The sequence below is a fragment of the Synechococcus sp. O70.1 genome (assembly GCF_047462215.1).
Lineage (GTDB): Bacteria > Cyanobacteriota > Cyanobacteriia > Thermostichales > Thermostichaceae > Thermostichus.
This window is the reverse complement of record NZ_JANSIT010000003.1, coordinates 60,730-85,081: the sequence shown is the minus strand read 5'-3', so window position 1 is coordinate 85,081 and position 24,352 is coordinate 60,730. Positions and strand designations below refer to the sequence as shown.

At 60.3% G+C, this 24,352-nt stretch carries 21 protein-coding genes; 17 read left to right on the top strand and 4 right to left on the bottom strand.

Going from position 1 to position 24,352, the window contains the following annotated elements; translation table 11 throughout:
- The first annotated feature begins 191 nt into the window (after window positions 1-191).
- Window positions 192-1,241, top strand: a complete 1,050-nt coding sequence (locus NW833_RS02545; protein WP_414411447.1) for an RpoD/SigA family RNA polymerase sigma factor — start codon at window positions 192-194, stop codon at window positions 1,239-1,241.
- A gap of 29 nt (window positions 1,242-1,270) precedes the next feature.
- Here the strand turns inward: NW833_RS02545 and NW833_RS02540 are convergent, their stop codons facing one another.
- Complete coding sequence (locus tag NW833_RS02540; RefSeq protein ID WP_414393251.1) at window positions 1,271-1,804, bottom strand: DUF4079 domain-containing protein; 534 nt, start codon at window positions 1,802-1,804, stop codon at window positions 1,271-1,273.
- 114 nt (window positions 1,805-1,918) lie between these two features.
- Here NW833_RS02540 and NW833_RS02535 point away from each other — a divergent pair, with 114 nt between their 5' ends.
- The 4 genes from NW833_RS02535 to NW833_RS02520 all read left to right on the top strand — a co-directional run bounded on the left by NW833_RS02535 (window position 1,919) and on the right by NW833_RS02520 (window position 6,423).
- Window positions 1,919-2,485 (top strand): phycobilisome linker polypeptide, encoded by a 567-nt coding sequence (locus tag NW833_RS02535; RefSeq protein WP_414411446.1) that lies wholly within the window; start codon window positions 1,919-1,921, stop codon window positions 2,483-2,485.
- Window positions 2,486-2,732: 247 nt separating this feature from the next.
- On the top strand, window positions 2,733-4,892 hold the full coding sequence (locus tag NW833_RS02530) for a polysaccharide deacetylase family protein (protein ID WP_414411445.1): 2,160 nt from the start codon (window positions 2,733-2,735) through the stop codon (window positions 4,890-4,892).
- A gap of 228 nt (window positions 4,893-5,120) precedes the next feature.
- Window positions 5,121-5,795: a bifunctional phosphoribosyl-AMP cyclohydrolase/phosphoribosyl-ATP diphosphatase HisIE gene (gene hisIE, locus NW833_RS02525; RefSeq protein ID WP_414411444.1), complete on the top strand. Its 675-nt coding sequence runs from the start codon at window positions 5,121-5,123 to the stop codon at window positions 5,793-5,795.
- Window positions 5,755-6,423, top strand: a complete 669-nt coding sequence (locus NW833_RS02520) for a DUF1997 domain-containing protein (protein ID WP_414405470.1) — start codon at window positions 5,755-5,757, stop codon at window positions 6,421-6,423. The genes hisIE and NW833_RS02520 overlap by 41 nt, the downstream gene beginning before the upstream one ends.
- A 354-nt stretch (window positions 6,424-6,777) precedes the next feature.
- On the opposite strand, the gene NW833_RS02515 is transcribed toward NW833_RS02520, so the two are convergent.
- The 3 genes from NW833_RS02515 to NW833_RS02505 form a co-directional block, all read right to left on the bottom strand.
- On the bottom strand, window positions 6,778-8,040 hold the full coding sequence (locus NW833_RS02515; protein WP_414411443.1) for a M16 family metallopeptidase: 1,263 nt from the start codon (window positions 8,038-8,040) through the stop codon (window positions 6,778-6,780).
- Between the two features lie 34 nt (window positions 8,041-8,074).
- A complete protein-coding gene (locus NW833_RS02510) occupies window positions 8,075-9,382 on the bottom strand; it encodes a M16 family metallopeptidase (RefSeq protein WP_414411442.1) in 1,308 nt (435 codons plus the stop codon).
- Between the two features lie 91 nt (window positions 9,383-9,473).
- The gene (locus tag NW833_RS02505; protein WP_414411441.1) at window positions 9,474-10,688 is read right to left on the bottom strand and encodes a site-2 protease family protein; all 1,215 of its coding nucleotides are present in this window, start codon (window positions 10,686-10,688) and stop codon (window positions 9,474-9,476) included.
- A 230-nt stretch (window positions 10,689-10,918) separates the two neighbouring features.
- Between NW833_RS02505 and nrdJ the strand changes: the two genes are divergently transcribed.
- From nrdJ to NW833_RS02445, 12 genes are all read left to right on the top strand, one after another.
- Window positions 10,919-14,398 (top strand): ribonucleoside-triphosphate reductase, adenosylcobalamin-dependent, encoded by a 3,480-nt coding sequence (nrdJ, locus tag NW833_RS02500; RefSeq protein WP_414411440.1) that lies wholly within the window; start codon window positions 10,919-10,921, stop codon window positions 14,396-14,398.
- A gap of 156 nt (window positions 14,399-14,554) precedes the next feature.
- Complete coding sequence (locus tag NW833_RS02495; protein ID WP_414411439.1) at window positions 14,555-15,655, top strand: hypothetical protein; 1,101 nt, start codon at window positions 14,555-14,557, stop codon at window positions 15,653-15,655.
- 34 nt (window positions 15,656-15,689) lie between these two features.
- Window positions 15,690-16,160, top strand: coding sequence for a hypothetical protein (locus tag NW833_RS02490; RefSeq protein ID WP_414405476.1), 471 nt, complete (start codon window positions 15,690-15,692; stop codon window positions 16,158-16,160).
- 256 nt (window positions 16,161-16,416) lie between these two features.
- Window positions 16,417-18,426: an argonaute PAZ domain-containing protein gene (locus NW833_RS02485; RefSeq protein ID WP_414411438.1), complete on the top strand. Its 2,010-nt coding sequence runs from the start codon at window positions 16,417-16,419 to the stop codon at window positions 18,424-18,426.
- A gap of 53 nt (window positions 18,427-18,479) precedes the next feature.
- A complete protein-coding gene (locus NW833_RS02480) occupies window positions 18,480-18,680 on the top strand; it encodes a hypothetical protein (protein WP_414405478.1) in 201 nt (66 codons plus the stop codon).
- A gap of 54 nt (window positions 18,681-18,734) precedes the next feature.
- Complete coding sequence (locus NW833_RS02475) at window positions 18,735-19,967, top strand: hypothetical protein (protein WP_414411437.1); 1,233 nt, start codon at window positions 18,735-18,737, stop codon at window positions 19,965-19,967.
- Window positions 19,968-20,037: 70 nt separating this feature from the next.
- Window positions 20,038-20,445 carry a DUF3119 family protein gene (locus NW833_RS02470; protein ID WP_414411436.1) on the top strand — a complete coding sequence of 136 codons (408 nt, stop codon included), beginning with the start codon at window positions 20,038-20,040 and terminating at the stop codon, window positions 20,443-20,445.
- Window positions 20,442-21,266 carry a polyphenol oxidase family protein gene (locus NW833_RS02465; protein WP_414393223.1) on the top strand — a complete coding sequence of 275 codons (825 nt, stop codon included), beginning with the start codon at window positions 20,442-20,444 and terminating at the stop codon, window positions 21,264-21,266. Before NW833_RS02470 ends, NW833_RS02465 begins: the two co-directional genes overlap by 4 nt.
- Before the next feature lie 312 nt (window positions 21,267-21,578).
- Complete coding sequence (locus NW833_RS02460) at window positions 21,579-22,001, top strand: DUF6464 family protein (RefSeq protein WP_414411435.1); 423 nt, start codon at window positions 21,579-21,581, stop codon at window positions 21,999-22,001.
- Between the two features lie 20 nt (window positions 22,002-22,021).
- On the top strand, window positions 22,022-22,720 hold the full coding sequence (gene pyrF / locus NW833_RS02455; protein ID WP_414411434.1) for an orotidine-5'-phosphate decarboxylase: 699 nt from the start codon (window positions 22,022-22,024) through the stop codon (window positions 22,718-22,720).
- Between the two features lie 47 nt (window positions 22,721-22,767).
- Window positions 22,768-23,295 carry a hypothetical protein gene (locus tag NW833_RS02450; RefSeq protein WP_414411433.1) on the top strand — a complete coding sequence of 176 codons (528 nt, stop codon included), beginning with the start codon at window positions 22,768-22,770 and terminating at the stop codon, window positions 23,293-23,295.
- Between the two features lie 14 nt (window positions 23,296-23,309).
- Complete coding sequence (locus NW833_RS02445; protein ID WP_414411432.1) at window positions 23,310-24,347, top strand: hypothetical protein; 1,038 nt, start codon at window positions 23,310-23,312, stop codon at window positions 24,345-24,347.
- The last annotated feature ends 5 nt before the right edge of the window (window positions 24,348-24,352 follow it).

Below are 24,352 nucleotides of genomic sequence, written 5' to 3'. Positions count from 1 at the left end.
CCTACATCAAGCTCTGGATCGAAAATTGCTCACAGCCGTTTATGTCCAGGATGCTTGACCTATCAATCTCTGTTACTCCCGCCTACAGAGAGGAGAATTCTTAGCGAGAATGACTAGCATGATCGATTTTCGCTTACACAGGAGGAGAAACTTTCCTAGACTAGGGAGTGAAGTTCTCTCCTCAGGTGGCTGTGGTTTTCTCTCGTCCCCTATCCCCTCAAGAGCTCGAGGAGCCCTGGCCGGAGGCTCTGGATTCGGCTGCAGAGGCTGACTTAGAGGCCAGTAGCCGGCGCCTCAATGAAGATGCGGTCGACCACTACTTGAATACGATTGGCCGGGTGCCCCGCATCGATCACGCGGAAGAAATCGAGCTGGCGCGCAAAATTCAGCAGAAGCTGCTCATTGATCAAGCCCGCAAGGAATGGCGGCAGCAGCGGGGGCAGGATCCCAGCGATGAGGAATTGGCGGCAGCCCTGCAGATCCCTGTAGCTACTCTGCGCTCGCGCATCCGCCAGGGAGAGCAAGCTCAGCGCAAGCTCATCAACGCCAACCTGCGTCTGGTGGTCAGTGTGGCCAAGAAGTACCTCAACCGGGGGGTGCCCTTTCTGGACTTAATCCAAGAGGGCAACATGGGCCTCATTCGAGCCACTGAGAAATTCAATGCCGAGCGAGGTTTTCGCTTCAGCACCTACGCCCATTGGTGGATTCGCCAAGGCATTACCCGCTGCATTGCCAACCAAGCCCGAACCATCCGCCTGCCAGTGCACATGGTGGACAAAGTGCGCTTGCTCAAGCGCACCAACCGCGAGCTCATGAAGGCCCGAGGACGACGGCCTACCGAAGCCGAGCTGGCTGAGGCACTGGGCATCAAGATCAAGAAGTTGCGCCTGATCCAACAGGCTGCCGCTTTGCCTCTGTCGTTGGATGTGCCGGTTGGCCAGGAAGGGGAAAGCCGCCTGGGAGATCTGCTGCCAGATGAACGGCAGGAGCAACCCTTTGAGGAGATCTTGGAGCAATCCCTGCGGCAAGATGTGCGTTCTGCCCTGCAGACCCTGAAGCCCATTGAGAGGCAAGTGTTGGAGTTGCGCTATGGGCTAGACGGGCAAAGGGCAAGAACCCTGCAAGAAGTGGGGGATCACTTTAACTTGACGCGGGAGCGGATTCGGCAGATCGAACGGGATGCCTTGCGCAAGCTACGGGTGGGCCGTTCTTCGCGAACTTTGGTGCAGTACCTTCGCTAGGTTTGGCTCCAGGGGCTACTAAGGACTCGCTACAGAGATAGACCCAGCTTTAGGCCCAGCAGGGCATGGGTAAAGAGCAAGCAAAGAATGAGGCTGCCCAAATAGGCATGGGCTGTGCGCCAGGTCTCACGGTTGCCGCCAAAACCGCTCAGGGACAAAGCACTGTTGGCCGCCAGCAGCAGCAACACCAGGGATCCCGTCCAGAAGTGAGGGCTCCTCAGCAGGGGCTGGCCCTGCATCACAAGAGAAAGAAGGCCGCCGGTGTAGCCCAAGGCAATGAAGGTGGCCATCCAGGGGGCTACTTTGCGGTGATCCAAGAGGGGCTTTTGGGCCGATTCCGATAGGGAGCCCCCGCCTGCCAGGCGCAAGACCCGCCCCCGCCAGCCCGTTAGGCCAACAAAGCTGCCCATGACCACTACTACAATGCCCATCATCAGAGGATGTCCCCATTGCACAACTGGTTGGGGCAGGTTGAAGCCAGCAAAGAACTGGGCTACTGGCTGCAAGGCAGCCGTCAACGACTCGGAAACTGCCGACAGATCGGGCAAGGCCAAGCCCAACATCGGGATCCCTCCACTAGCGCCACAAACCCACAGTCTGTAACAAATCTACAACAAACCTACCCTGGATGACAGCGGCTAGCCAGAGGCTTCAGGGGAACACCTGGCGACGGTAAAATGTCTAGCGGTGAAGGGGCGGCCGAGGGCAGATCCCTGGCTGCAGACGCTAGCGAGCACAACGGAGTTATTCCCATGGCCAAGTTGTTGTTGGGGGATCAGTCCTTTGAGGTGGAGCTGCTAACGGATGTGCCCACCAATTGGCCTGGAATTAAAGTCATGTCCAAGGGAGCTAAGCTAGATATCCCCCCAGGAACGGTGGTGAGGGTGGAGTCCGAGGATGACCACATAGCGGGCTCCTACAAGGTGGTCTATCGTTTGGCACCTGCCTATCCCCGCAGCTGGCGACTCCTCTTGGAGCGGGCAAGTGCCGAGATTGCCCAGGCGGCAGCAGCTTCCCCATCCAAGGCTGCCCCAGCTAGCTCTGCCTCAGGCCCCTCGGCGCCCAACCGCGATAAGGTCTTTACCATCAAGGTATCCGGCCTGGTAGGAGGAGGCGTGCGCAAGAGCGTTGTCGAGTACAAAGTGCCCTTCAGCCGGCTCTCCCAAGAAGTTAAGCGGATTACCCGAATGGGGGGCAAAATCGTCAGCATTACAGAGTCCAATTTGTTGAGCAACCTCAGCTAACTTGCCCAGAAGGCAGCTGTGGCTCTGCTAGATCCCCACCAGCAGATGAGGGTGGTAGGCTAACGCTGGTTTTGCCGGTGAGGAGGAGAACATGACGTCTCGACAGCCGCCGAGGCGCTGGGGTGGCTATCCAGTCCCTAGCGCAAAAAGGGGAAGCCAGCTCCCTCCTTCCTCCTTCCGCCACCGAAGTTTTTCTGCTCCCGTACGGCAACCGCCAACGAAGTTGCGCTTCCGGCTCCTCGGCTTCTTGGCCTTATTGGTCACGGTGCTGGGGTTTGGCGCCGGCGCCCTAGTGGCCTGGGTAACTGCTCATCCCAACTGGGCTAGCCGCCTACTGGGGCTAGTGCCTGCAGCCGAGATACCTGCTCCCCGCGCCCAAGCCAAGGCGTCCCAACAGCGCCTGACCCTCCCCCAAAAGCGGGATCCCTTTGCCCTTCATCCCACAGCCAGCCTCTCTTACGTGCCGGCCATCATGTACCACGACGTGGTAGCTGGCCGCAAACAGGTGTGGTTTGACACCACGGTAGCCGAGCTGCGGCAGCACTTCGAGGCCATTAAGCAGGCGGGGCTGACCCCCATCCACATTGACCAACTGTACAAACACCTACGCGACGGGGATCCCTTGCCGGAAAAAGCCATTTTGCTGACCTTTGACGACGCTTACCTGGGCCTGTACGAGAACGCCTACCCGCTTCTAAAGGAGTACAACTACCCTGCCACCTACTTTGTGCAAACTGGCTTTGTCGGCGTGCCCACCAGCAAGGATCACTTTACCTGGGATCAGATGCGGGAGATGGACGCCAGTGGGTTGATCGACTTTGCCGCCCACACCGTTAACCATCCTCCCGACCTGCGGGTGCTAGACGACAACCGTCTGCGGCGAGAGGTATTTGACTGCAAGGTCAAGCTGGAGCAGGAGCTGGGCCACCCCATCTACTACTTTGCCTATCCCGAAGGCAATCGGGACGAGCGAGTGAAGCGGTTTCTTGCCGAGGCGGGCTACCGGATGGCTTTCACCATGGATCCTGGCTTTACAGGCCAGTCTCCCAACCTGCTGGAGGTGCGCCGCTTTAACCAGTTTCGCCTTACCGAAGCCATTATTGGCGCTCGCACCTTCACCCTTGGCCGCAGCCCCGACTACTGGCTGGATGTTACTCAGCCGTTGGCCTTGACCGATGAAGTGATCGACGGGGTGCGGGTACTCACCATCCGCGGCGGACGGGCAGCCACAGTGCACGCAGAACGGCGCTACGAGGTAAGGACGCTAGTCCAGCGCTACCAGGCCGATGCGGGCATTAACGGCAGCTTCTTCTCCATTCCCTGGATTAACTCCGCCAGCAACGTCATGGTGGGGCCGGTGATGGCTGCCAACCACAAGACCTTCATCCCCGGTCGCCCCGAAGATGACAAGGTGCTGCGCGGTCGCCCCCTGGTGCTGCTGGGCAGGGATCGACTGCGCTTTGTGCCCTTTGATCCCGACACTATGACCCGGCTTGAGAACATCCGCCAGTTGATGCCGGAGGTTACGGATCTGTTTGTGGCGGGCCTGTGGCTGGTTAAGGACGGCCATGCCCTCTCCCAGGCGGAGATCGATTCCTTCCGCCTCTCTAGCGCCGCCGAGTTTCGCCCCAGGGCTTTCTTTGGGGTGGACAACCAAGACCAGGTAGTGATCGGAGTTACCAAAACCCACGTCAACGCCGCCATCCTGGCCCGTCTTTTGCCCAAAAGTGGGATCCGCGAGGCGGTGCTGCTGGACTCTGGCTTTAGCACATCGCTAGTCTACCGGGGACAGATTTTGGCCACTGGCCATGCCGGCCCCAACCAGCCCAGCCGCCCTGTGCCCCATGCCATTCTGCTCTACGACCTGAACCGCCTATGGGCAAGGGATCCCCATCCAGAAGCCGAAGCTGGCTCTGAGGGAGATCGGCTGGAAGGGCTGGTGCAACTTTTGCCGGCTAGCGACCAAGAGGCAGCCAGGGCCCAACTGAAAAGCATTCTGGCCGGCCAGCGCACTTTGAGGCAGGGGGATCGGGGCCCGGCCGTAGTGGCGGTGCAACTGGGGTTGAGCCACCTGGCTGCTCAGCAGGGACGGCTGGATCTGCTCCCCTCTGGCCCCGATGGCGTGTACGGCCAAGAACTGGCCCAGGCAGTGGCGGAACTGCTGCTAGCCGAACCTGGGCGCAGTGAGGAGGGATCCCCTCTAGCAACCCCTACACCCCTAGGCGCGGGAACTGCCCCTCTGTCTGGAGGCGGGGACGCCATCGACGCCCAACTGCTGAAGCGGCTGCTGGAGCGGGTGGACTTCTCTCCTAGCGCTGTGCTGGTGGATACGCGCCTGGAGCGGCCAACTTGGCCTCTGGAGCGCAAGCCAACCCGGAAACTGCTGCCCAGGGTGGCTCTAGATTGAGCTATGGCTGCAAAGAGTCGGTGAGCGCAGCATTTAACCTCAAGCTGAGGCCAAAGCTAGGCCAGGTTCCCTTGGTTTGCGGGGTGAAGTTTGTCACCCCCTGGGTTCTGACAGCAGCCGGGCTGGTTGCGACTGTTGAAAGTGGCCAAGGGGGGTTGGGACCTGGAGGGATATCCTTTCTGAAGCTGGTTTTGCTATCTTGCTTTCAATACTTTTCTGCTGCTTCCTATGGCTTCTTCTGCTTCAGCAGATCTGCCCCGCCCTCTTCTACAAGCAGAGGTTGCTCGTCTAGACAGCCTCCGCTACAACGAACAGGGTTTGATCCCGGCCATCGTGCAGGACTACCTGGATGGGACGGTGCTGATGATGGCCTGGATGAACCGGGAGTCCCTGCAGAAAACTTTGGAAACAGGCCGCACCTGGTTTTGGAGCCGCTCGCGGCAGGCGCTGTGGCCCAAAGGGGAAACTTCTGGCCACGTCCAGTGGGTCAAGCAAATCCGCTACGACTGCGACAGCGACGCGCTGGTCATCTTGGTGGAGCAGGTGGGGGATGCGGCATGCCACACGGGGGCGCGGAGCTGCTTCTTCCGCACGCTGCAAGGGGATCCCATTCCGGCAGCCGATACCCTGTCGCAGGTGTTTGCCGTCGTCAAGGCCCGCCAGGCGGATCCCCGGCCCGATTCCTACACCAGCAGCTTGCTAGCCAAGGGGGAAAATGCCATTTTGAAGAAACTCGGCGAGGAGACGGCTGAGGTGGTGATGGCGGCAAAGGAGGGGGACAAGACAGCCCTGGCCCGCGAGGTGGCGGATCTCTGGTACCACTGCCTTGTGGCTCTTGCTCACTATCAGGTGGATATTCGGGATGTCTATCGCCAGCTCCAAGCCCGTCGTTCCCCTCAGTGAAGGTGCTCTGTCCAAGGGAGGGGAGCCGCTTTTGGAGGAGATGGATCAGCCCCCAGCCAAGACCCCCTTGGAGTTGCAGGCCGGGCGACGGGGCCAGGTGGATCTGGAAACCGATCGGGAGACGTTGGCTTGTTACCTGCGGGGCCATGGCCAGTGGATCCAGCGCTGCTTCCAGCCGTTGCGAGTGGAGCCCCTCTCTGCTGAAACCTACAGGCTGCAGTTCTTCCGCATGGGCGGCCTAGGATTTGAGCTGGAGCCCAGCTTTGGGATCAAGATTTGGCCGGAGGAAGATTACCTATTTCGGCTCACCTCCATTGAGCTGCCGGGGGATGCTGCCCTGCCCTATCGGGTGGATTGTCAGGCCAGCTTCCGGCTGGAGGAGCTGCCGGGATCCCCTGCCACCACCCGTGTCCACTGGGATCTGCATCTGGATGTGCGCCTGCATTTGCCCAAGTTTTTGCACGTTCTGCCGCGCAAGTTGGTTCAGAAAGTGGGCAGCCAAGTGGTGCAGCAGGTTACCCGCAGCCTCAGCAATCGCTTTACTCACAATGTCTGCAGCGATTTCTACCGCTCCGTTGGTCGTCCCCATCATCCCTATCGCTTGGTTACGGTGGAGGATAGGGCGTGATGCCGTTGCGGGCAGGCTGCTCGGCCTTTCCCGCCAGCCGGTGTAAACGTCGTGCTGTCCTCAAACACGACCTTGATGGGAGGTGCGGAGGAACCATCAGACGCGGAAATCCTCCGCTAGTTGTGCCCTGGAAGAGACAGCCGCTGCCAAAACTGAATCCTGTTCCCGCCGAACCTCGCTTGGGTCTCCCCGCGCTGCGCAAGAGGTGGGCAGACCTCGGTAACGGGAGAATAGCGCCCTTCAGGGGTAGGTGGTGGCATCCACCTCGGCGCACCGGTGTAGCCTGCAAGGAGTAAGTAAAGAATCCCACCTCCAGGGTTGGGGAGAATGCCAACCCCTTATTGGGGCACGTGCCTACAATTCAACCGCTGCCAGAGCTTCTTCCGGCCCCACCAGAGCAATGGCGGCGTTAACTAGGTAGGTTTTTGCGGCCTGCTGGAGCTGGGCAGGTGTGAGCTGCCTCACCCTCTGCAAATACTGCTGGTCGAACTCCATGCCCAGGCCCAGAATCTCGTACCAGCCGGCTAGTTGCGCCACCTGGGCGTTGGTCTGTTTGCTGAGGGCATACTGGCCCAAGAGCTTGCGCTGAGTCATCTCCACTTCCTCATCGCTAAGGAGGGTTTTGTGTAGGCGATGGATCTCCGCCTGCAGGCGCTCCAGGGCCACTGGAGTGTTCTCCGCTGCCGTGCCCAGGTAGGTCACAAAAGGGGCAGGATCCCGGCGGGTGGCAAAGAAGGCCGAGACCTCATAGGCCAGGCCACTGCGCTCCCGCAGCTCCACAAACAGGCGGCTGGACAGGCCGCTGCCTAGGTAAGTGGCCAGCAGCTTCAGGGCCGGATAATCCGCAGAAGCAGCGGGGGATCCGCGAAAGCCAAGCACAATCGTTGTCTGCTGGGTGGGTTGGAATAGCTTTCGCAGTTGCGGCTTCTCCAAAGGGGGCAGCGACAGGTCTAGTTCAGGAGCAGGCGGGCTGGTGCTTACCCAATCTCCCAGGACAGCTTCCACTTGGGCCGCCATCGTCTCCGGCGGCTCTGGACCGATTACCGCCATCACCATTCCCTCCGGGCGGCAGTAGGTAGCGTGGTAGGCCAGCAAGTCCTCCCGGGTCAGGGATCCCACCGTCTCCAGCCATCCCAGCTCGGGAAGGGCATAGGGGTGATCCCCATAGAGGGTCTGCTGAACCTGGTTGAAGGCAAGGCTGAAGGGTCGCTCCTGTTGGGCGCGAATGGTCTGCAACAGCAGCTCCCGCTCGCGCTCTACCTCCGCTTCCGGAAAGCTGGGCTCCCGGAGGATTTCCGCAAGCAACCTCAGCAGCTCGGGGAAATCAGCCGCCACACACTGTAGCGCGACCTCGAGACAGTCGGCAGAGCTTTCCACCCCAAGCCCAGCCCCTAGGGATTCCACCCAGGCAGCAATGGCCTGGGAGTCGCGCTGCTGGGTGCCCTTGGTGAGGACAGCCGCCAGCAAGTGGCTCAAGCCTGCCTGCTGCGGTCGCTCCACCCGGCTGCCGCCGCGAAAAAAACAGTGAGCAGCCAGGATTTCCGTCGCCGGATTCTGGCCCAACAGCAGCGTGATGCCGTTGCTCAGGCGAAGGCGCTGTAAACGGCCCCGTTGCATGGCAAAGAGAGGGAAGCTCCTAGGGGCAAGGGATCTACCGGCAGGCCAGTTGCAGCTCCGAAGCTGCAGCAGCGCCAGAGGCAGCTGGCTTGAGCAAGACCACCACGTAAGCCTCCAGAGAGAGGTACTGCTGAGCTAGCTCACGGACTTGGGCTGGGGTAAACGCTTGCAACAGCTCCAGGTACTCCTGCAGGCGCTGCACCCCAACCAGGGTCTCGTAGTAGCCGTAGATGCTTGCCAGTTGGCTAGGCGACTCGGCAGAGAAGAGGAGTTCGTGGGTCAGCAGGCGCCGCGCTCGATCTAGCTCAGCCTGACCGATACCCTCCTGCTGCAGCTTCTCAATCTCGCGCAAGATGGTTGCCTCCACCCGCTCCAGGTTTTCCACTTCCAGGCGAGCACTAATGCAAAAAAGCCCCCCCTCTTTCAGCACCAGTGAAGAACAGCCCACCCTCCTCACCCAGCCGCGCTGCTCTCGCAACAGATGCACTAGCCGCGAAGTGCGGCCTCCCCCCAGTACCGCGGCCAACAGCTCCAGGCCGCAAACCTGCTCCCAGGCCTCGAGGCTGACGGTGGGCCAGGCCAATTTTAGACGAGCCTGCTCCAGGCGGGTATGGGTGCTCTCGCGGCGCAGAATCCCTTGGGGAGGAGGCTGAGGCGGGATTGGGGGCCTTGTCCAGGCAGAGCCGCTGGCAGGATCCCCAAACTCTCTTTCCACCAGCGCCAGCACCTGGTCAGGATCGATGCCTCCCGTCACCACCACCGTCATGTACTCGGGTCGGTACCAGCCGCGGTGGTAGGCGCGTAGCAGCTCTGGGGTCAACCCCATCAGGCTTTCTGGCGTGCCCAGCACGGGTCGCCCATAGGGGTGCTCCACCCCAAAGGCAGTTTCCAGGAGAAGCTGATAGGCCGTGTGCCCTAGGTTGTCGGCAGCGCGGCGAATCTCCTCCAAAACCACCTGGCGCTCCCGCTCCATCTCCTCCGGAGGGATCCTGGCCCGCAACACTGCCTCCGCCAGATAGGGCAAGGTATCCGGCAGGTCGGTGGCAGCTACGGTGATGTAGTAGTGGGTGTAATCCTGGCCAGTGGCAGCGTTGGTGCTCCCTCCCCGCCCTTCAATAACCCGATCCAGCTCCCCGGGGGCCAGCCGCTCGCTGCCCTTAAAGACCATGTGCTCCAGAAAGTGGGATATGCCCAGCCACTGCGGCGGCTCGTTGCGCCCGCCTGTTTGGACCCAGACGTCCACCGTGGCCGAATCGGCAATGGGAAGGGGGTGAAGAATGACGCTTAGCCCGTTGTTTAGGCGATGGGTGTAAGCAGGAAGAAGACGCGGTGCGCGGCTCAAGGTCAAAGTTCTTAATCAGCAGAGAACAAACTTAATCTTACCCGCACAACCGCCGCTGAGAGCCTTCAGGGAGCAATTGGGTTTATCTTTACTAGTCTTGGGAAGGGGTATCCGTTGATCCTGGCCGCAACAAGCTGGGGGATCCGTCACCGCCTAGGCTCTCTTCTACCTGAAAGCCAGGCGGCCATTCTTCACTTTCGCGCACCCGCTGCACCACTTCCTTAGGCAGGGTCACTCCCAGCTCCCGCGCGGCTACGGCCACCACGTCTCCCCGATCGATCAGGCCGGCAATGGCGCCGCTGGGGGTGAAGACCAAGACTCGGCGCGACTCCGCCTGGCCCATCATCTGGATGACCTGGACAATGGGAGTTTCCTCCCGCACCCCTTGAAGTTGCTCCATTGGCTTGAGAATGGCTTTGAGGGTGAGGTGATCCCACTGGCTGCGCTCGATGTCGTTGAGCAGTTCCGGCCTAACCAGGCCCCGGTAGCGACCGTCTTCCTCGGCAAAGTACACTTCCTGAACGCCTCTTGCGGTCTCTGGCTGGAGGGAGGCAGGGATCAGGTAGCGATCGACAAACTCCCGCAGGCTCATGCCCGCATCCACCACGCGAAAGCGGCGGCTCATGACATCTGCGGCCTTCAGGCGAGCCAACACCCGCTGCAGCTGCGCATACTGATCGTAGCGACGGGCGCTATTTAAAATAAACAAGCCAATTAGCCCCGTCCAAAGGCCATTGAGGCTCCCCAAAAATACCACTACTAGACCCAGGCCCACCAAGCCCCAGCCCACTCCCTGGCCAGCTCGAGCTGCCCACAACATGCCCTTTTGCCGATCCCCTGTCCAACCCCAGATGGCTGCTTTGAGCATCTGCCCCCCATCCAGGGGCAGCCCTGGCAGCAGGTTAAACAGGGCAATCACTAGGTTGATGGCAGCCAAGCTGGCAAGCATTGAGGTCAGCGGCGACCCTGGCCCCGCCCAAGCTCCAGCCACGCTGAAGAGGACAAACAAGCCCAAACTGAGAAGGGGCCCTGCCAAAGCCACCCAAAAAGCGCCCAGGGGGCGAGGCACTTCTCGCTCAATGGCCGCCATGCCGCCAAAGATGAACAGGGTGATGGAGCTCACCCGTACTCCATAGGCCCGGGCGACTAGGCTGTGGGCCAACTCATGGGCCAATAGCGAAAGAAAAAGCCCCACCGCTGGCACCACCCCGTAGGAGAGCACCAGCAGCAGAGCCGCTGGAAACCAGGTGTAGTCGAGGAACAAGGGGATCCCCCACAAATTCCCGATGCGCAGGCGACTGGTCATGGCCTTAACTCCTACACAGCTCTTGCCCAGGAGGGCTTTTAGGACAGCAGGCAACCTTTCTCCTTGGGATCCCTTCCTTTCCACTCTAGCCCTTTCCGGGACTTCGCAGCGAATCCTTGTGGTACCCTGGGTAGCTGTCCAGCAAACCAGGCAACCCTGCTAGAGCGGCCGGGTTAGCCGCAGTGACCCTATTTTTTTGTCCCTCTTTCTGGGGGACGACGGAAACAGCTATGGTATCGACTTCCTCCTACGAGCAGAGCAAAGCGGTACCCTCGCCCCAGGAACAAGCGCCAGGTTTTGTAGACGAGTTCCCCGCGACAGCCCCAACGGCTGCCCCAGTGTTCTACCGCACCTATAGTCGGCGCCGCCCCGATGGCAGCCGCGAGACTTGGAGCGACGTCTGCGATCGCACCCTGGCCGATATTGCCCGCCTAGGGCGCCTTACTCCCCAGGAGCGGGAGCTGTTGGAACGTCTGCAGCGGCAGTTGAAAGCGTTGATCTCAGGTCGGGCCCTGTGGGTGATGGGCACCGAGTGGATCCAGAAGCCGGAAAACTACTCCGGCGCCTACAACTGCACTAGCCTCACCGTGGTGGACTGGCGCTCCTTTGGCCTGATGATGGATCTGGCCATGATGGGCTGTGGCACGGGAGCGGTGCTGGAGCCTCAGTTCATCAGCCAGTTGCCCCCCATCCTCAACCGCCTAGAGGTGCAGGTAGTAGGATCCATTGGTTCCACCCCCCCCGAAGCGCGGCAGGAACACACCCGCATCCAGCGCCAGGGCTCTCACGTGCACATCCAGGTGGGCGATAGCCGCCGCGGCTGGGTGGAGTCTTACCAAGCTCTCTTGGAGCTGGCGGCGGATCCCAGTTTTGGGGGTCAGGTGGAGGTGACGGTGGATCTCAGCCATGTGCGCCCCGCTGGGGAGCGGCTAAAAGGGTTTGGGGGCGTGGCCAACCCCATCAAGCTGCCCGGCTTGTACCAGCGCTGTGCCGCCATCCTCAACAAAGCCGTGGGCAGGCAACTGAACTCGGTAGAGTGCTGCCTGCTCATTGATGAGGCGGCCGCAACGGTGGTGGCGGGGAATATCCGCCGTAGTGCAGGTATGCGCCAGTTTGCCGCCGACGACGAGCTGGGATCTAGCGCCAAAGACAATCTCTGGCAGCAGGACGAGCAGGGCAACTGGAGAATTGACCCTGAGCGAGATGCCCTGCGCATGGCCAACCACACCCGGGTATTTCACCGCAAGCCAACGCGGGAAGAGTGCATTGCTGCCGTGCGCAAGCAGTTTTACTCCGGCGAGGGGGCTATCCAGTGGGCTGGGGAAGCCGTAGCGCGGGCCAACGCCGACCTAATCAACACCCCCGAGCTGAAGCGGGAGTTCCTCAACGTCTATGCCTCGGAGGGACCCGAGGGAGCTAGGCGCTGGATAGAGGAGCGGCAGGCAGCTAGTAGCTCTCCGTCTGTCCAACCGCCAACGTGGCATAGGGTGCAACGGTATGGGCTGAACCCCTGCGTTACCGCAGACACTTGGATCCACACGGGCGACGGCCCGCGCCAGGTGAAAGACCTTATTGGCAAGCAGCACAGCACCTACGTCAACGGCGAGCTATTCAGCACGACCCCAGAGGGGTTTTTCTACTCCGGCACCAAGCCCGTGCTCAAGCTGGTGACCCAGGAGGGATTTTCTCTTCGGCTGACGGGCAACCATCGTGTTCTCAAAGTCATTGCCCAGACTCCAAAGGCGCAATACACGGAATGGGTGCCGGCAGAAGAGCTCCGCCCGGGCGACCGCATTCTGCTGCACAACCATCGCGACCTAACCCCCTGGGATGGTGAGGGGACCTGGGAGGAAGGCTGGCTTTTGGGGAATTGGCTGGGCGACGGCAGCCTTGCCACAACCCAGTGGAATGACACGGCTGTACTGCGCTATGGGCAGGATACGCAGCAGGAGATGAGCCTACACGCGGCTCAGTTGTTGCAGGCTGCAGTAGGGTACGAACCTCGCCGGCCAGAGACCTATTATCACCCCAAGCTGAAGTGCCGGGTTATCCATTCCACCGGCTTGGCGAAACTGGCAGCTAAGTTCGGCATGGCTCCAGGACAGAAGCAAATGACTGCGGCACTGGAAGCCACAAGCTTTGATTTCCACCGCGGCTTTTTGTGCGGCCTGTTTGACGCAGACGGCAGTGTGCAGGGCGGTCAAGAGAAGGGAGTTAGTGTGCGGCTTTCCCAAAGCAACCTGGACACCCTCAAAGCTGTGCAGCGCATGCTGGCGCGTCTAGGGATTGTCTCGGTCATCTACGAGAATCGCCGTCCCGCTGGGTATCGTCTGCTGCCTGATAGCAAGCGCCAGCCAGCCCCCTACGCCTACAAGGTGCAGCACGAGCTGGTCATTAGCGGGGACAACCTGCACCAGTTTCAGGCAGTGGTGGGCTTTCGAGAACCGCGCAAAGCTCAGAAGCTAGGTGAACTGCTCGGCAGCTACCAGCGCCGGCTCAACCGGGAGCGGTTTACGGTTACAGTTGCAGCCCTAGAGCCTGACGGCGTGGAACCGGTCTATGACTGCACCGTGCCCGGCCCAAGCTGCTTTGATGCCAATGGGTTGGTTGTCCACAACTGCGGTGAGATCATCGGATGCGACTTCCACTGCAATCTGGCCGAGATCCACCTCAACCGGCTAGATCCCCACAACCGCCAGGAGCAAGAGGAGGCCTTTACGGCAGGGGCCCTGTCGGCTGCGGCGCTATTGCACCACCGCTTTGTTGAGCCCCGCTTCCAGCGCTCAAGGGAATGGGATCCCATCGTGGGCGTCTCGTTTACTGGTCTATTTGACTTTTGCGTCAAAGCCTTTGGGGTGGACTGGCTGCGCTGGTGGCAGGAAGGGAGGCCCGATACGCCTCTGGGGCGGGAGTTTAAGCAGCAGGAGCGGGAATACCTCAGCTTCTGGAAGGAGGTCGTTCACCGCGTGGTTTGGGACTACTGCGACCGTCACGGGTTGCGCCGCCCCAACCGCTGCACCACCGTTCAACCTGCCGGCACCAAGTCGCTCCTGACTAACGCCTCTCCCGGCTGGCACCCGCCCAAGGCTCAGCGCTACATTCGCCGCATCACCTTTGCCAAAAACGACCCCGTGGCCCTGGCCTGTCTGGACTACGGCTACTCGGTGGTGCCCGCCCAGTCGGACAAGGATGAGCACGGCAACCTGCTCAACGACCCCTTTGATCCCCGCTGCACCGAGTGGTTGGTAGAGCTGCCGGTGGAGGTGGAGTGGGCCAATTTGCCCGGCGCCGAGGAGATTGAGGTTGAGCGCTTCTCTGCCCTGGCTCAGTTTGACTTCTACATGCAGGTGCAAAAGTACTACACCACCCACAACACCTCCGCCACCATCGAGCTGCGCGAGGACGAGATCGAAGCGCTGGGATCCCGCATTTACGAGGCCATCCGCGACGACGAGGGCTACATCAGCGCAGCACTGCTGGCCCGCTTCGACGCTCCCTTCCCCCGCTTGCCCTTCGAGAAAATCGACAAGGCCACCTACGAGCGGCTGATGGCCGAGGTCAAGCAAAGACGAAAGACCGACAACTTTTACGAGGCGCTGGCGCGCTATGACCGCAACCTCGCCCTAACCGCAGAGGGGCCAGCAGGGTGTGATGCCCTCGGCTGTCTGATGCCGGAGGCTAGCCCGCAGGGCGAGAACCCGTCCCGCTAGCAGAGGGGGGGGATCCCGCCTCGGGCTCTGGCTACACTGTTCATGGCCGGGAATCCGAGCACTGCGCGCCTTGGCAGCCCCCTCGGCAAGCTAGGGGCAGGGGGGTTGGCACAGTCCGGTTTTCCCTGCTCGAGCGTTTGGTGGCTGGAGGATCTGATGCAGACAGGAGCGCAGCTCCCGAGGAAAGCCTGGACGGTGGAAATCTGGAGCAGGCTAAGGGGGCTGGTGCTGGCGCTGGTGGTGCTGCTGGGGATCGCCTGTTCTAGCCTCAAGGGCTCTGGGACCTCCCCTCCTGGATTGATCCCTCCTCCGCCTGAGCCGGGCAGCCGGTCGATCCCTCTAGCGGTGCGCACTCTGGGCACCAGCCGCTTCAAGTTGCTGGGCTTGACAGTGGGTGTGGCTGGAAGCGAGGCTGAAGTGCTTCTGGATACCGGCTCGGCAGGGCTGCGTATTCTGTCGTCGGTGGCGGGGCGCTTTGGCTTAGAGCGGACGGGGATCCCTTCCACGGTAACCTTCGCCGATGGCACGCGATTTATTGGCGTGCTGGCTCGCGCTCCCTTCAGCTTGGGTGGGATCCAGAGCCGAGAGCCGGTCACGATTCAGTTGATTGACCAAATCACCTGTGTGGAGCCGCTGGTGGCCAGCTGTTCCGACAGGCTGTTTGGACCAGGGCGGCCCTTTGCCGGGATCCTGGGCACCTCGTTGGACGAGCGCAGCCCTGACCGCGACCTGTTTAGCCCTCTCACTCGCCTGCCGGGCAATTTTCGCTCGGGGTACATCATCCAAACCGGCGGCTTTGAGTCTGCTCAGGGCCTTTTCACCGTCGGCCTGACCGAGGCCAACACCGCTGGCTTCAGTTTTCGGCCACTGCCCCAGGTGGGAAGCTTTCCCGATGGCACGCCCATCTGGCGGGATGAAGCTCTGCAAGTGGCCTACAGCATCAGCAACACTTCTATTCAAAATGTCCCTAGCCCCACCGTATTTGACAGCGGCGCTTCCGACATCTTCCTCAACGTTCGACTATTGGGATCCGCTCCTTTTCCCACCGCTACCCTACCCTCAGGCTCGGAGTGGCGAGCTGTGCTGGGAGGAGCCTTTGACTACCGCATCCGGGTTGGCTTTCCGGTAACGCCCAGCCGGGATCGGATCTTTGTCAACGGCAACCAGAGCGTGCAACTGTTGGGCATGCCCCTGTTTTTCAACGCCGACGTTGCTTTCGATATCGAACGTGGTCGGATTGGCTTTCGCCTGCGTTGAGACCAAGTTTTGAGTTGAACTGGGGAGGAAACCAATGCTTGCCCAGGACGGGATCCCTGCGCGCAGAAGGGCACGTCGCTGGCCCTGGATCTGGGTTCTGCTCCTAGTGTGTTGGCTGGGGTTGGGCGGGCCGGCCTGGCCAATTGGTTTGGGAGATCCCTTGCCGGAGTGGGCTCAGTCTATGCAAGTGGGGCGGCAGCGGCTACGCGGCGTGGAGCAGTACCAGGGTCAGGAGCAGATCCGCGCTTACGGCAACCAGGCAGGGCGGGTGTTTTGGATTCAAATCGAAAGCAGTGCCGACCTGCCGCCGGACTACCGGGAGTACTTGGGCGAATACCAACAATTTCCAGTAGAAGTTGTAGCCGTGGTGCCGTTGCGGGCTCGACGGCTGCGCTTCCGCCAGGGAAATCGCAGTGCTGAGTGGCAGGTGGTGGGCATGAGCGGCCACTTTGAGGCTGAGGCGCTTAGCCACGACCTGGCTCCGCCCGAGCTGTTTCAGCTCTAACCTAGGGGGATCCCCAAGGCGCGATCGGGAAAATTAGGGCTTATTCTAGAGAGAAGCTTGAACTCAGAGGTTGCCAATGAGACTGCTTCAGCAGGAAGTCCCAGTTATCCTCAATCGCTTTCTTGTTAAGGAGCTAGCTCAGGAAGACCTCACCTTTTATGAGTACGACTGTAGGCCAAACCCACCCCCGGAGCTAGGAGAAGAGCAGAGAGCTATCGCTAGGGTTTGCAATCGGCTAGATGTAATAGCTGCTCGTTTGGGAAGTCGCATTATCACGCAGGAAAGAGTTTCGCCCAGCCAGCTCAAAACACCAGAGTGGGAGTTGGAAGAGCGTGGGCTTAGGGTTCTAACCTGTGCCAATGCTCAAGAAAGAAGCGCCCTCGAAAGCTTTGAGCGCAAGAGGATAGGGTTGCGCCTTAAATCTCAGTACAAGAAAACTGAAGTCGAATGGATAGGAGGCGGCCTGCTCTGGTGGGTGACTGCTCAGAAAGGGGTAGAACTTTCCGGAGAAGGCTGGGAAATCCACAGAGGGAGAATGATAGATGTTGCCGTCGAACCAGACGGAAAGCTTTACTTAGAAGTCGATATTCATTACCGCTTCTACACGCCGTGGACTTTGCATGAATGGTTGGAAAGCTATCCGGACGTTCCAATCGAGATTGTGCGAAATACATACTTTGATGCGAACGGCAAACGTTTGACTTGGAAATATCTGGGTATTCTTTCTAACCAATCCCCACGGGAGATTCGGTTACCAGAGCAGAACATCAGTCTGGCGGAGTATCATTTGCAGAAGTACAATGCACTTGTAGAAGAAGTTGAGAGCTCTTGGGTAGTCGAAGTAGCATCAAAGGAAAGACGTTATCCCCATCTCTCCCGAAGGTTATCGCCTGCTTTAACCTTGGAGATGCTAGCCAGTCTAGAAGACAACAGAAGCCCTGGCGGAAAAGTTAGCGCCGCTGTTATCGAGTGCATCAGAAAAAGTTTGAAAGAACGATTCGAAGAGTCCGAAGAGACTGCGAGGACCATTATAAAGGAAGTCTACAAACTTTCCCCTGAGGAAATTAAGCCGCTAAAGACCCAAGGCTACATCCTGCCCAAGCCAAAGCTATTGGGATCGGGTCGCAGACCAGTTGAAAATCCTGCTCGGGTTAGATACTGGGGATGTGCGAAGGTAGGCGAGACCAAGTTTGCATGTCTAAACCTCTATGACGACAAGCGAGAGTACCCTAGCGAAGTGCTCAACTGCTTGCTTGAGGTAGCCCAAAAAAGCGGCGCGGAAATTGAAGTAGACTTCTATGCCACTCAGCAAGACTTGCCTGAGGGCGATCTCGCCCGAAAAAGGTTCTGGCAAACCTGGGCTGAGCAAGGGATCAAAACGGTTTTGGTCGTTATGCCTTGGTCACCCAATGAGCGCAAGCAAAGGATCCGCATGGAGGCCCTTGAAGCAGGGATAGCGACTCAGTTTATGATCCCTGGGGCTGATCCCTACAAGGCTCTAAACGTCGTCCTCGGGCTTCTGTGCAAGGCAGCGTGGCAGCCGGTACTCCTGGAACCCCTCGACGATCCTGTAGGCCCTGAGCTGATCATCGGCTTCGATGTGGGAACCAATCGGCGGCTATACTACGGAGCCTCTGCTTTCGCTGTTCTTGCTGATGGGCAGAGCTTAGGTTGGGAGCTACCTGCTGTGCAGAGAGGAGAAACCTTCTCCGGGGACGCAATTTATCAAACTGTGTCCAAACTTGTCAATAGGTTTTATGACAAGCTTAGCCGATATCCAAGCAAGGTTCTCTTGATGAGGGATGGTTTAGTTCAAGGAGGCGAATTTAGTAGAACAATTGAGGAGCTAGAAAAAGAAAAGATTGCTGTGGATATTGTTGGCATACGCAAAAGCGGTACAGGAAGAATGGGGATAGAAGAAGGAAAAGGTAAGTACAAAGATGCCAAAATAGGCACTGTTGTTTTCGACTACTCGCGAAAGTCGTTTACTCTAATAACAAGCCAGCCCATTAGAAAAGGTGGGAACTCCCTCGGCAGTGCAAGACCTCTGCGAGCGATCCACGAGCACGGCAAGACTCCCTTGGAAGTTCTGGCTTTACAAACCTATCACCTCTCTCAACTTCATCCTGCCAGTGGCTTCCAAGCCTGTAGGCTGCCCTGGGTGCTCCATTTTGCCGACAAAAGCGGCAAGGAGTTCCAGCGCCTCGGCGATAACATCTTCAGTATCCTGCAAAACATAGATCGCCAGAAGTTAATTGCCGTCTAGCAAGGAAGGAGGCTCTCCCCTGAGGGCCCTGCTAGGATGGGGAAGGGTTTGAGATGCCAACTATGTTTACTCACAACGAGGTCTGGAAGACCTTTCTGAGCAACCCTGTTGTCTTCTGCGGGGGCTTTCTCAGCGGCCTGCTGCGTTTGGATGTAAGGCAGGATCCGCTGCGCAGTTGGCTAGAGTCGCAGGGCTTGAGGGTGGAGGATCCGCCTGCCTCCACGCAAGGCCCCCAGTCTATTGCCATTGAGTAGGCATGGAGACAGGAGAGAGCCTCCCCATTCAGCAAAGTAGGCCAAGGTGAGCTGATGCCCCCCGGGCAATCTGTAAGAAGGTGGCGACGGCAGGGATCCCCCTATGGCTATCTGGGCGGGGTTGTGCTTTGGCTTGCGGGGCTAGTTGGCTTACCCTCAGCAGATTTGGCTTTGGCCCAAGCGGAGCTCATTTCCTCGAGAGGCTCCGACCAGGATCCCCAGCTTTGGCTGGAGCGCTACAACGCTGCTTTGAAGCAACTGCCCCCTTTGCCCAACTTGCAGTACCGCCAGCAGGTGCGGGTTGAGGGATCCCAGACCTTTACAGCCACCCTGGATGTGCTCCGCCGCCGCGACGGCAGTTGGCAGGCTTGGGTAGCCGAAGGGGATCGCGTCCGCCTGTTGGATTCGCGGCAACTGGAAGCAGTCAACCAATCGGACTTACTCAGGCTGTATTCGGTGTACGTGAGCCGGCCCGAAGCGCTCCTGCCCTCGGTGAACTTTCACTTAGAGGCTGATCCCACCCGCTACCACGTCTTCTCCTCAGAACGGGCGGATCTGGCGGGATCCCCTGTCCAGCACTTGCGCCTGGAACCCCTTCAGAAAGGCCAGGTGCGGGAGCTGTGGCTGGATCCGGAGTCGGGGCTGCCGCGGCAGGTGCTCTTGTTTTTGTCAGGGGTGTGGGGACAGGCCTACGTCCTCATGGGGTTTACGGCAGTGCCCGCGCCCGAGGGAGGCCTTCGCTATTGGCTGCCGGAGAGCACCCGCATCAACCTGAGCTATGGGTTTTGGACGCTGGAGGGCCTGACCCGCCGCGTGTTCAGAGGATCCCTTGCCATCCGGCACGACTACCAGGACTATCGCATCTTGCCGGAAGGAGTGCAGTTGCGCTTTTTGCCCTCGCAGCCGCCGCTGGATGCGCCGCCAGTGGTGGCCGGCCTGCCGGAGAGCACGCCCCAACTGGAGCTGGGGGATGTGCAGGTCTTGGGGGTGGATGAGCAGGGGAACCAGCAGTTTAGAATTGGCCTGGGCAGACGCACTGCTGCAGAGACCCCCTTGGAAGACCGCATCGCCGCCTTTAACCTCACCCGACCGGCCAGCCGCAATGCCCTCACCCAGATCGATACCATGGCCTTTTTGTCTTTGGGGAGCAGTCAGTTGCCCATCTATCTCTTTCAATTCGACACGGGTCGTCCTCTCTATCCCCTGCAGGGGGTAGGGCAGCCGCAGGTGGATCCCAACGAGGTCTTCGATCCCAGGCCGCCGGCCATCAAGCTCTTTGGAGATTAGGTGGGGAAACCCCAGGGAGCGCTGTTGGGAGGGGCTAGAATAGCCCTGGGATCCGGAGGAGAAGCAAGGCGTGATCAAACCCTACTCTGCCCACTTGTTGACCCCCGACTTTCGCCTCAGTCTGGCAGTGTTGGTTTTGGCAGTGCCGCTGTTTTGGCTTTCGCTTTGGGCAGGGCTGGCCATGGGATTGTTGGGCCTGTTTTTGCTGGTGCAGACTTGTCTTATCGGGCTGGCCTTTACCCGCACAGCCCTGCAAGTCTACAGCGGCTCCCGGCGCATCCGCGAGTTCCCCTACAGCGAATGGCAGGATTGGCAGATTTTCTGGCGACCTGTACCCATTCTCTTCTTCTTCCGGGAAAGCCGAGGCATCCACTTTCTGCCAATGCTCTTTAACCCAGTTGAGCTGCGACTTTGCCTAGAGGAGCACGTGGGACATCTGCACGCCCAGAGATCCCCTTTTCGCGGCGTGGGCCGATGAGTAGTTCGGAGGGCTGGGTTTGGCAAGAGAAAGGGGGGTGGCGTTGGCTGCAGTGTCAGCTCTTGGCAGACTGGCCGCATGCTTTTGGGTGCCGGCGCAGCTCCTTCTATCAACCGGCTGAACTGGCTGAGCAGCTGCGGCTGACCCCCGAACGGGCAGCTTGGGGCCACCAGGTCCACGGCTGTCAGTGGATGTGGGCCGATGCCCTCACCACGATCCCGGCAGGGAAAGCAGAAAGCAGGGTTCAGCGTCCCGCAGTCGATGCCGTAATTGCCCGCTGCCCAGAAGACTCTGCCTGGGTTGGTACTGCTGACTGTGTGCCGATTCTGGTTGCCAGTCGCCGGTGGGTGGCAGCAGTTCACGCTGGCTGGAGGGGGACGGCTGCCGGCATCTTGCCCAAGGTGCTCCAGGTCTTTCTTGGGGGGGGGATCCCTGCCGAGGAAATCCGCATTGCCCTGGGGCCAGCCATTTCCGGGCCAGCCTACCAAGTTTCCCAAGCAGTGGCTGACAAGGTGCTGCAGACGCTGCCGGCAGGCGTGGATCCGCAGCTTGCCCTCTGGCCTGATCCCATCCCTGGCAAGGTTCGCCTGGATCTGCGCTGGGTCAACTCTGCCCAGGCCCAAGCGCAAGGGATCCCGCCTGAGCACATTGCCATCAGTCCCCACTGCACCTTTGGCCAGCCCCAGGATTTCTTTTCCTATCGCCGCGAGGGATCCCTGGAGGATGAAGAGGGCCGCCGTTGCGTGCAGTGGTCGGGGATTGGGCTGCCCAAAGCGGCCTTGGACAAGCCGCCAGCTGCCCAAGAGAGCTGCTATGATTGAACAGCCCTCCGCTGCCCAGTCCCAAGATGCGCCGCGCTGCCCTTGGGGGATTATCGTGGATAGTTTTGTCCCTCTTGCTTGTTGGTGGCCAAGCCGCGGCCCAGACCTCTGTGACAGGCCTTAACCGCGACAGCGTACGGCAACTAAACCTTGAGAAGAATTCAAGTCGCGAGCCTAGCATTCCCTCGGCGCAGAGGCGGGCGAAGTGGCATACCCGTGCCAATGTCTGCAGGGGCAACTGTCAGAGGAAGTTAGCCGTATCGCCTAAGCAAGCGGCTAAGGTATTAAAGGAAGCCCTCAGGTCGCTGCAGAATGGATTGGGAGAAGCTCTTGGAAGAATGGGTGGCAGCCTTTAGGCAGGCGGCAGAGGCAGGCCTTGCTGCTCTAGAAGCCGCCTTGAGGGAGCTGGGAGAACAGCTGGCCACCCCTATCGAGCAAACCCTCAGGCAGTGGGAGACCTTTTGGCGGCTGGAGGAGGAACCCGAGCGCTCAGAGGAAGCGTTTAACCCTGCCGAGGGGCAGTCCTTTAGCACCAGCCGCTTTTTCGTCAGCCCCTGGGGGTTTGGGGGCGTAGTTGTCTATACCTACTATATCGCTTCACCGCCTGGCTGGATTGGGGATCCCACCTGTCGCTACAATGCCCTTTCCCCGCAATTGCGCTGTGCCGTCAACCCCTATGGCCCTTGCAAGGGCTGTCCTCACTATGAGCCGCGGGAGGAGGGCTCTACGCGCTAGCTGGCCTGAGGGCGTGGGCTATGCAGGATAGCCGCCTTATTGTTGCTCTAGATACCTCCTCCCTTGAGGAAGCGCTGGAGTGGGTGGAGCGTTTACCCCAAGTGCAGTGGTGGAAGGTGGGCCTGGAGCTGTTTACGGCAGTTGGCCCTCCAATTCTGCAAGCCCTGAAGGAGCGGGGCAAGCGCATTTTCTTGGACCTCAAGCTGCACGACATTCCCCGCACAGTGGGGCGGGCAGTTCGAGTAGCCGTTGGCCATGGGGTGGATTTGCTGACCGTCCATGCGGCCGGCGGGAGCGCCATGTTGCACTCAGCCGCAACGGCCGTCCAGGGCAGTTCCTGTCGGCTGTTGGCAGTTACCCTTTTAACCAGCCTTGGCCCTGAACAGGTGCGGCGGGAGCTGGGCATCGAGCGGGATCCCGGCGACTATGTGTTGCAGTTGGCCCAGCTGGCCTTGGAACAGGGCTTGAGGGGTCTGGTCTGCTCTCCTCAGGAGGTGGGGCGGCTGCGCCAAGCTCTGGGGCCGGAGGTTCTGCTGGTAACCCCAGGGATCCGACTGGGGGATCCAGAGGCGGGGGACGACCAGCGGCGGGTCTGTAGCCCTGCAACAGCTCTGCAGGCGGGGGCGGACTATCTGGTGGTGGGTCGCCCCATCACGGCCGCTACCGATCCTCTGGCAGCCTGGCAACGCTTTCAGGCGCTGGTGGAGACTGCGGGCTGAGGGTTGGGGAAATGGCGTTGAGGGGCAGGCGAGGAGCCGCTCTAGCAGTGGTTTTGGGACTGTCCGGCCTCGCTCCTACACTAGCCAGGGGAGAAGTCTGTGCCAGCGATCCCCACACTTGGTCCCAGGCCCTGACGGCCCAGTTGCCTTTGTTTCTCAATTTAGCCCTGAGCCGCTCCCGCTCAGAGTTTCAGGTGGTACTCGTGGGTCAGCCGCAGGTCGAGCCTCTTGCTGCCAAGGAGTTGGCGGATAGCCCAGCCGCTTCCACTGCCCAGGGCTTTTGCCTCTACTTCACCACGCTGGAGCGCCGCTTGGTTCTCCCTCGGCAGCCGCCGCAGCCGGACAACCCTCTAGCGGGACGGCGCAGCGAAACCCTGCATCTGGCCTATGAGGCCTGTGTATTGCGGGATAAACCAGGAGACCCCTGGCAGTTGGTGCGCCTCCGAGTAACTGGAGCCGGGATCCCCGTTCGCGACGTTACAAACGGGCTCACCGCCCAAGCTATCCGCCGTTGGCAGCAGTCGGGGTGTCCCTCAGCAGGCGATCTAGAGTTGACTAGGCCCTCTTCTCCGTGAGGTTTCCTCCCGCCATGCCTCCTCAGGGCAAACGGCTACTCCGGCGCCGGCAGCCGGCCAAGCTGAGTTGGATAGGCCCCTGCCTGCTGTGCGGGGGAGTAGGACTGCTCTTTGGGCAACGGCTTCGCCTTCTAGCAGAACCGGCTCAGGAAGCGTGGTGGCGCGTTTTGCCTGCCAGTAGCTCTGGGGGATCCCTTGCTCCGCTGGAACTCCCCCTCTACCACTGGCTGGCAGAGAAACTTTTGCCTTGGCTAGGGCAAAAAAGCGGGATCCCGCCGCAAGGACTGCTGGCAACCTTGTCGACCCTAGCCTGTCTGGCCATCCTACTGTTGTGTTGGAGCTGGGGCAATTTCTGGAGCGCTGGCCTGTGGGGGCTTAGCCCCTGGGTGCTGACCCAGGGGTTGGAGCCGAGCAGCGAGATCCTCGCTCTCCTGGTCTTACTAACTAGCAGCGGCATTAGGCCGGGATCCCGCCTGCGCTGGGAGGGGTTGGCGCTGGCCTGTGGGCTGAGCTACCGAGTTTGGCCCTTGGCCTTGCTCTGGGCGCTGCTGTGGATTAGCCAACACCGGCCGCGGCAAGGGTTGCAGGGATCAGCCTTGCTGCTGTTGGTGATGGGCCTCTCCTGGCTCGGGGGAGCGGAGGGGCTTGGGGATCGCTTCCGGGGAACAGAGACTCTCTCTCCAGCCATGGGATCCTATTCGCCCAGAGGCCCAACTGGCCTGCCTACGCTGGCTACTTTGATGTTGCCCCTAGGGCTAGCCTTGGTGCGGCTGGGCTGGCCTTGGGAAGAACGCCAACAAACTTTGCTCAGCCTGGCCGGCTTGGGCCATGCCCTCTGGATGGGCCTGCTAGCAACTTGGCTGGAGGGTCGGGGGGAGCCGCCCCTGTACCTCCTGCAACAAAGCGCCCGCTGGGGCCTAGTGGCCCTGCCCTTCTTGTGCCTGAGCGCTGGCGGTGTCTTGGCGGAGATTCCCTGGAGGGGCTGGCGGCGGCTGTTGGGATCCCTGCTTTTGGTCAGCTCGTTCTTGCTGTCGTGGCAAGCGTTGGCCTAGGGCAC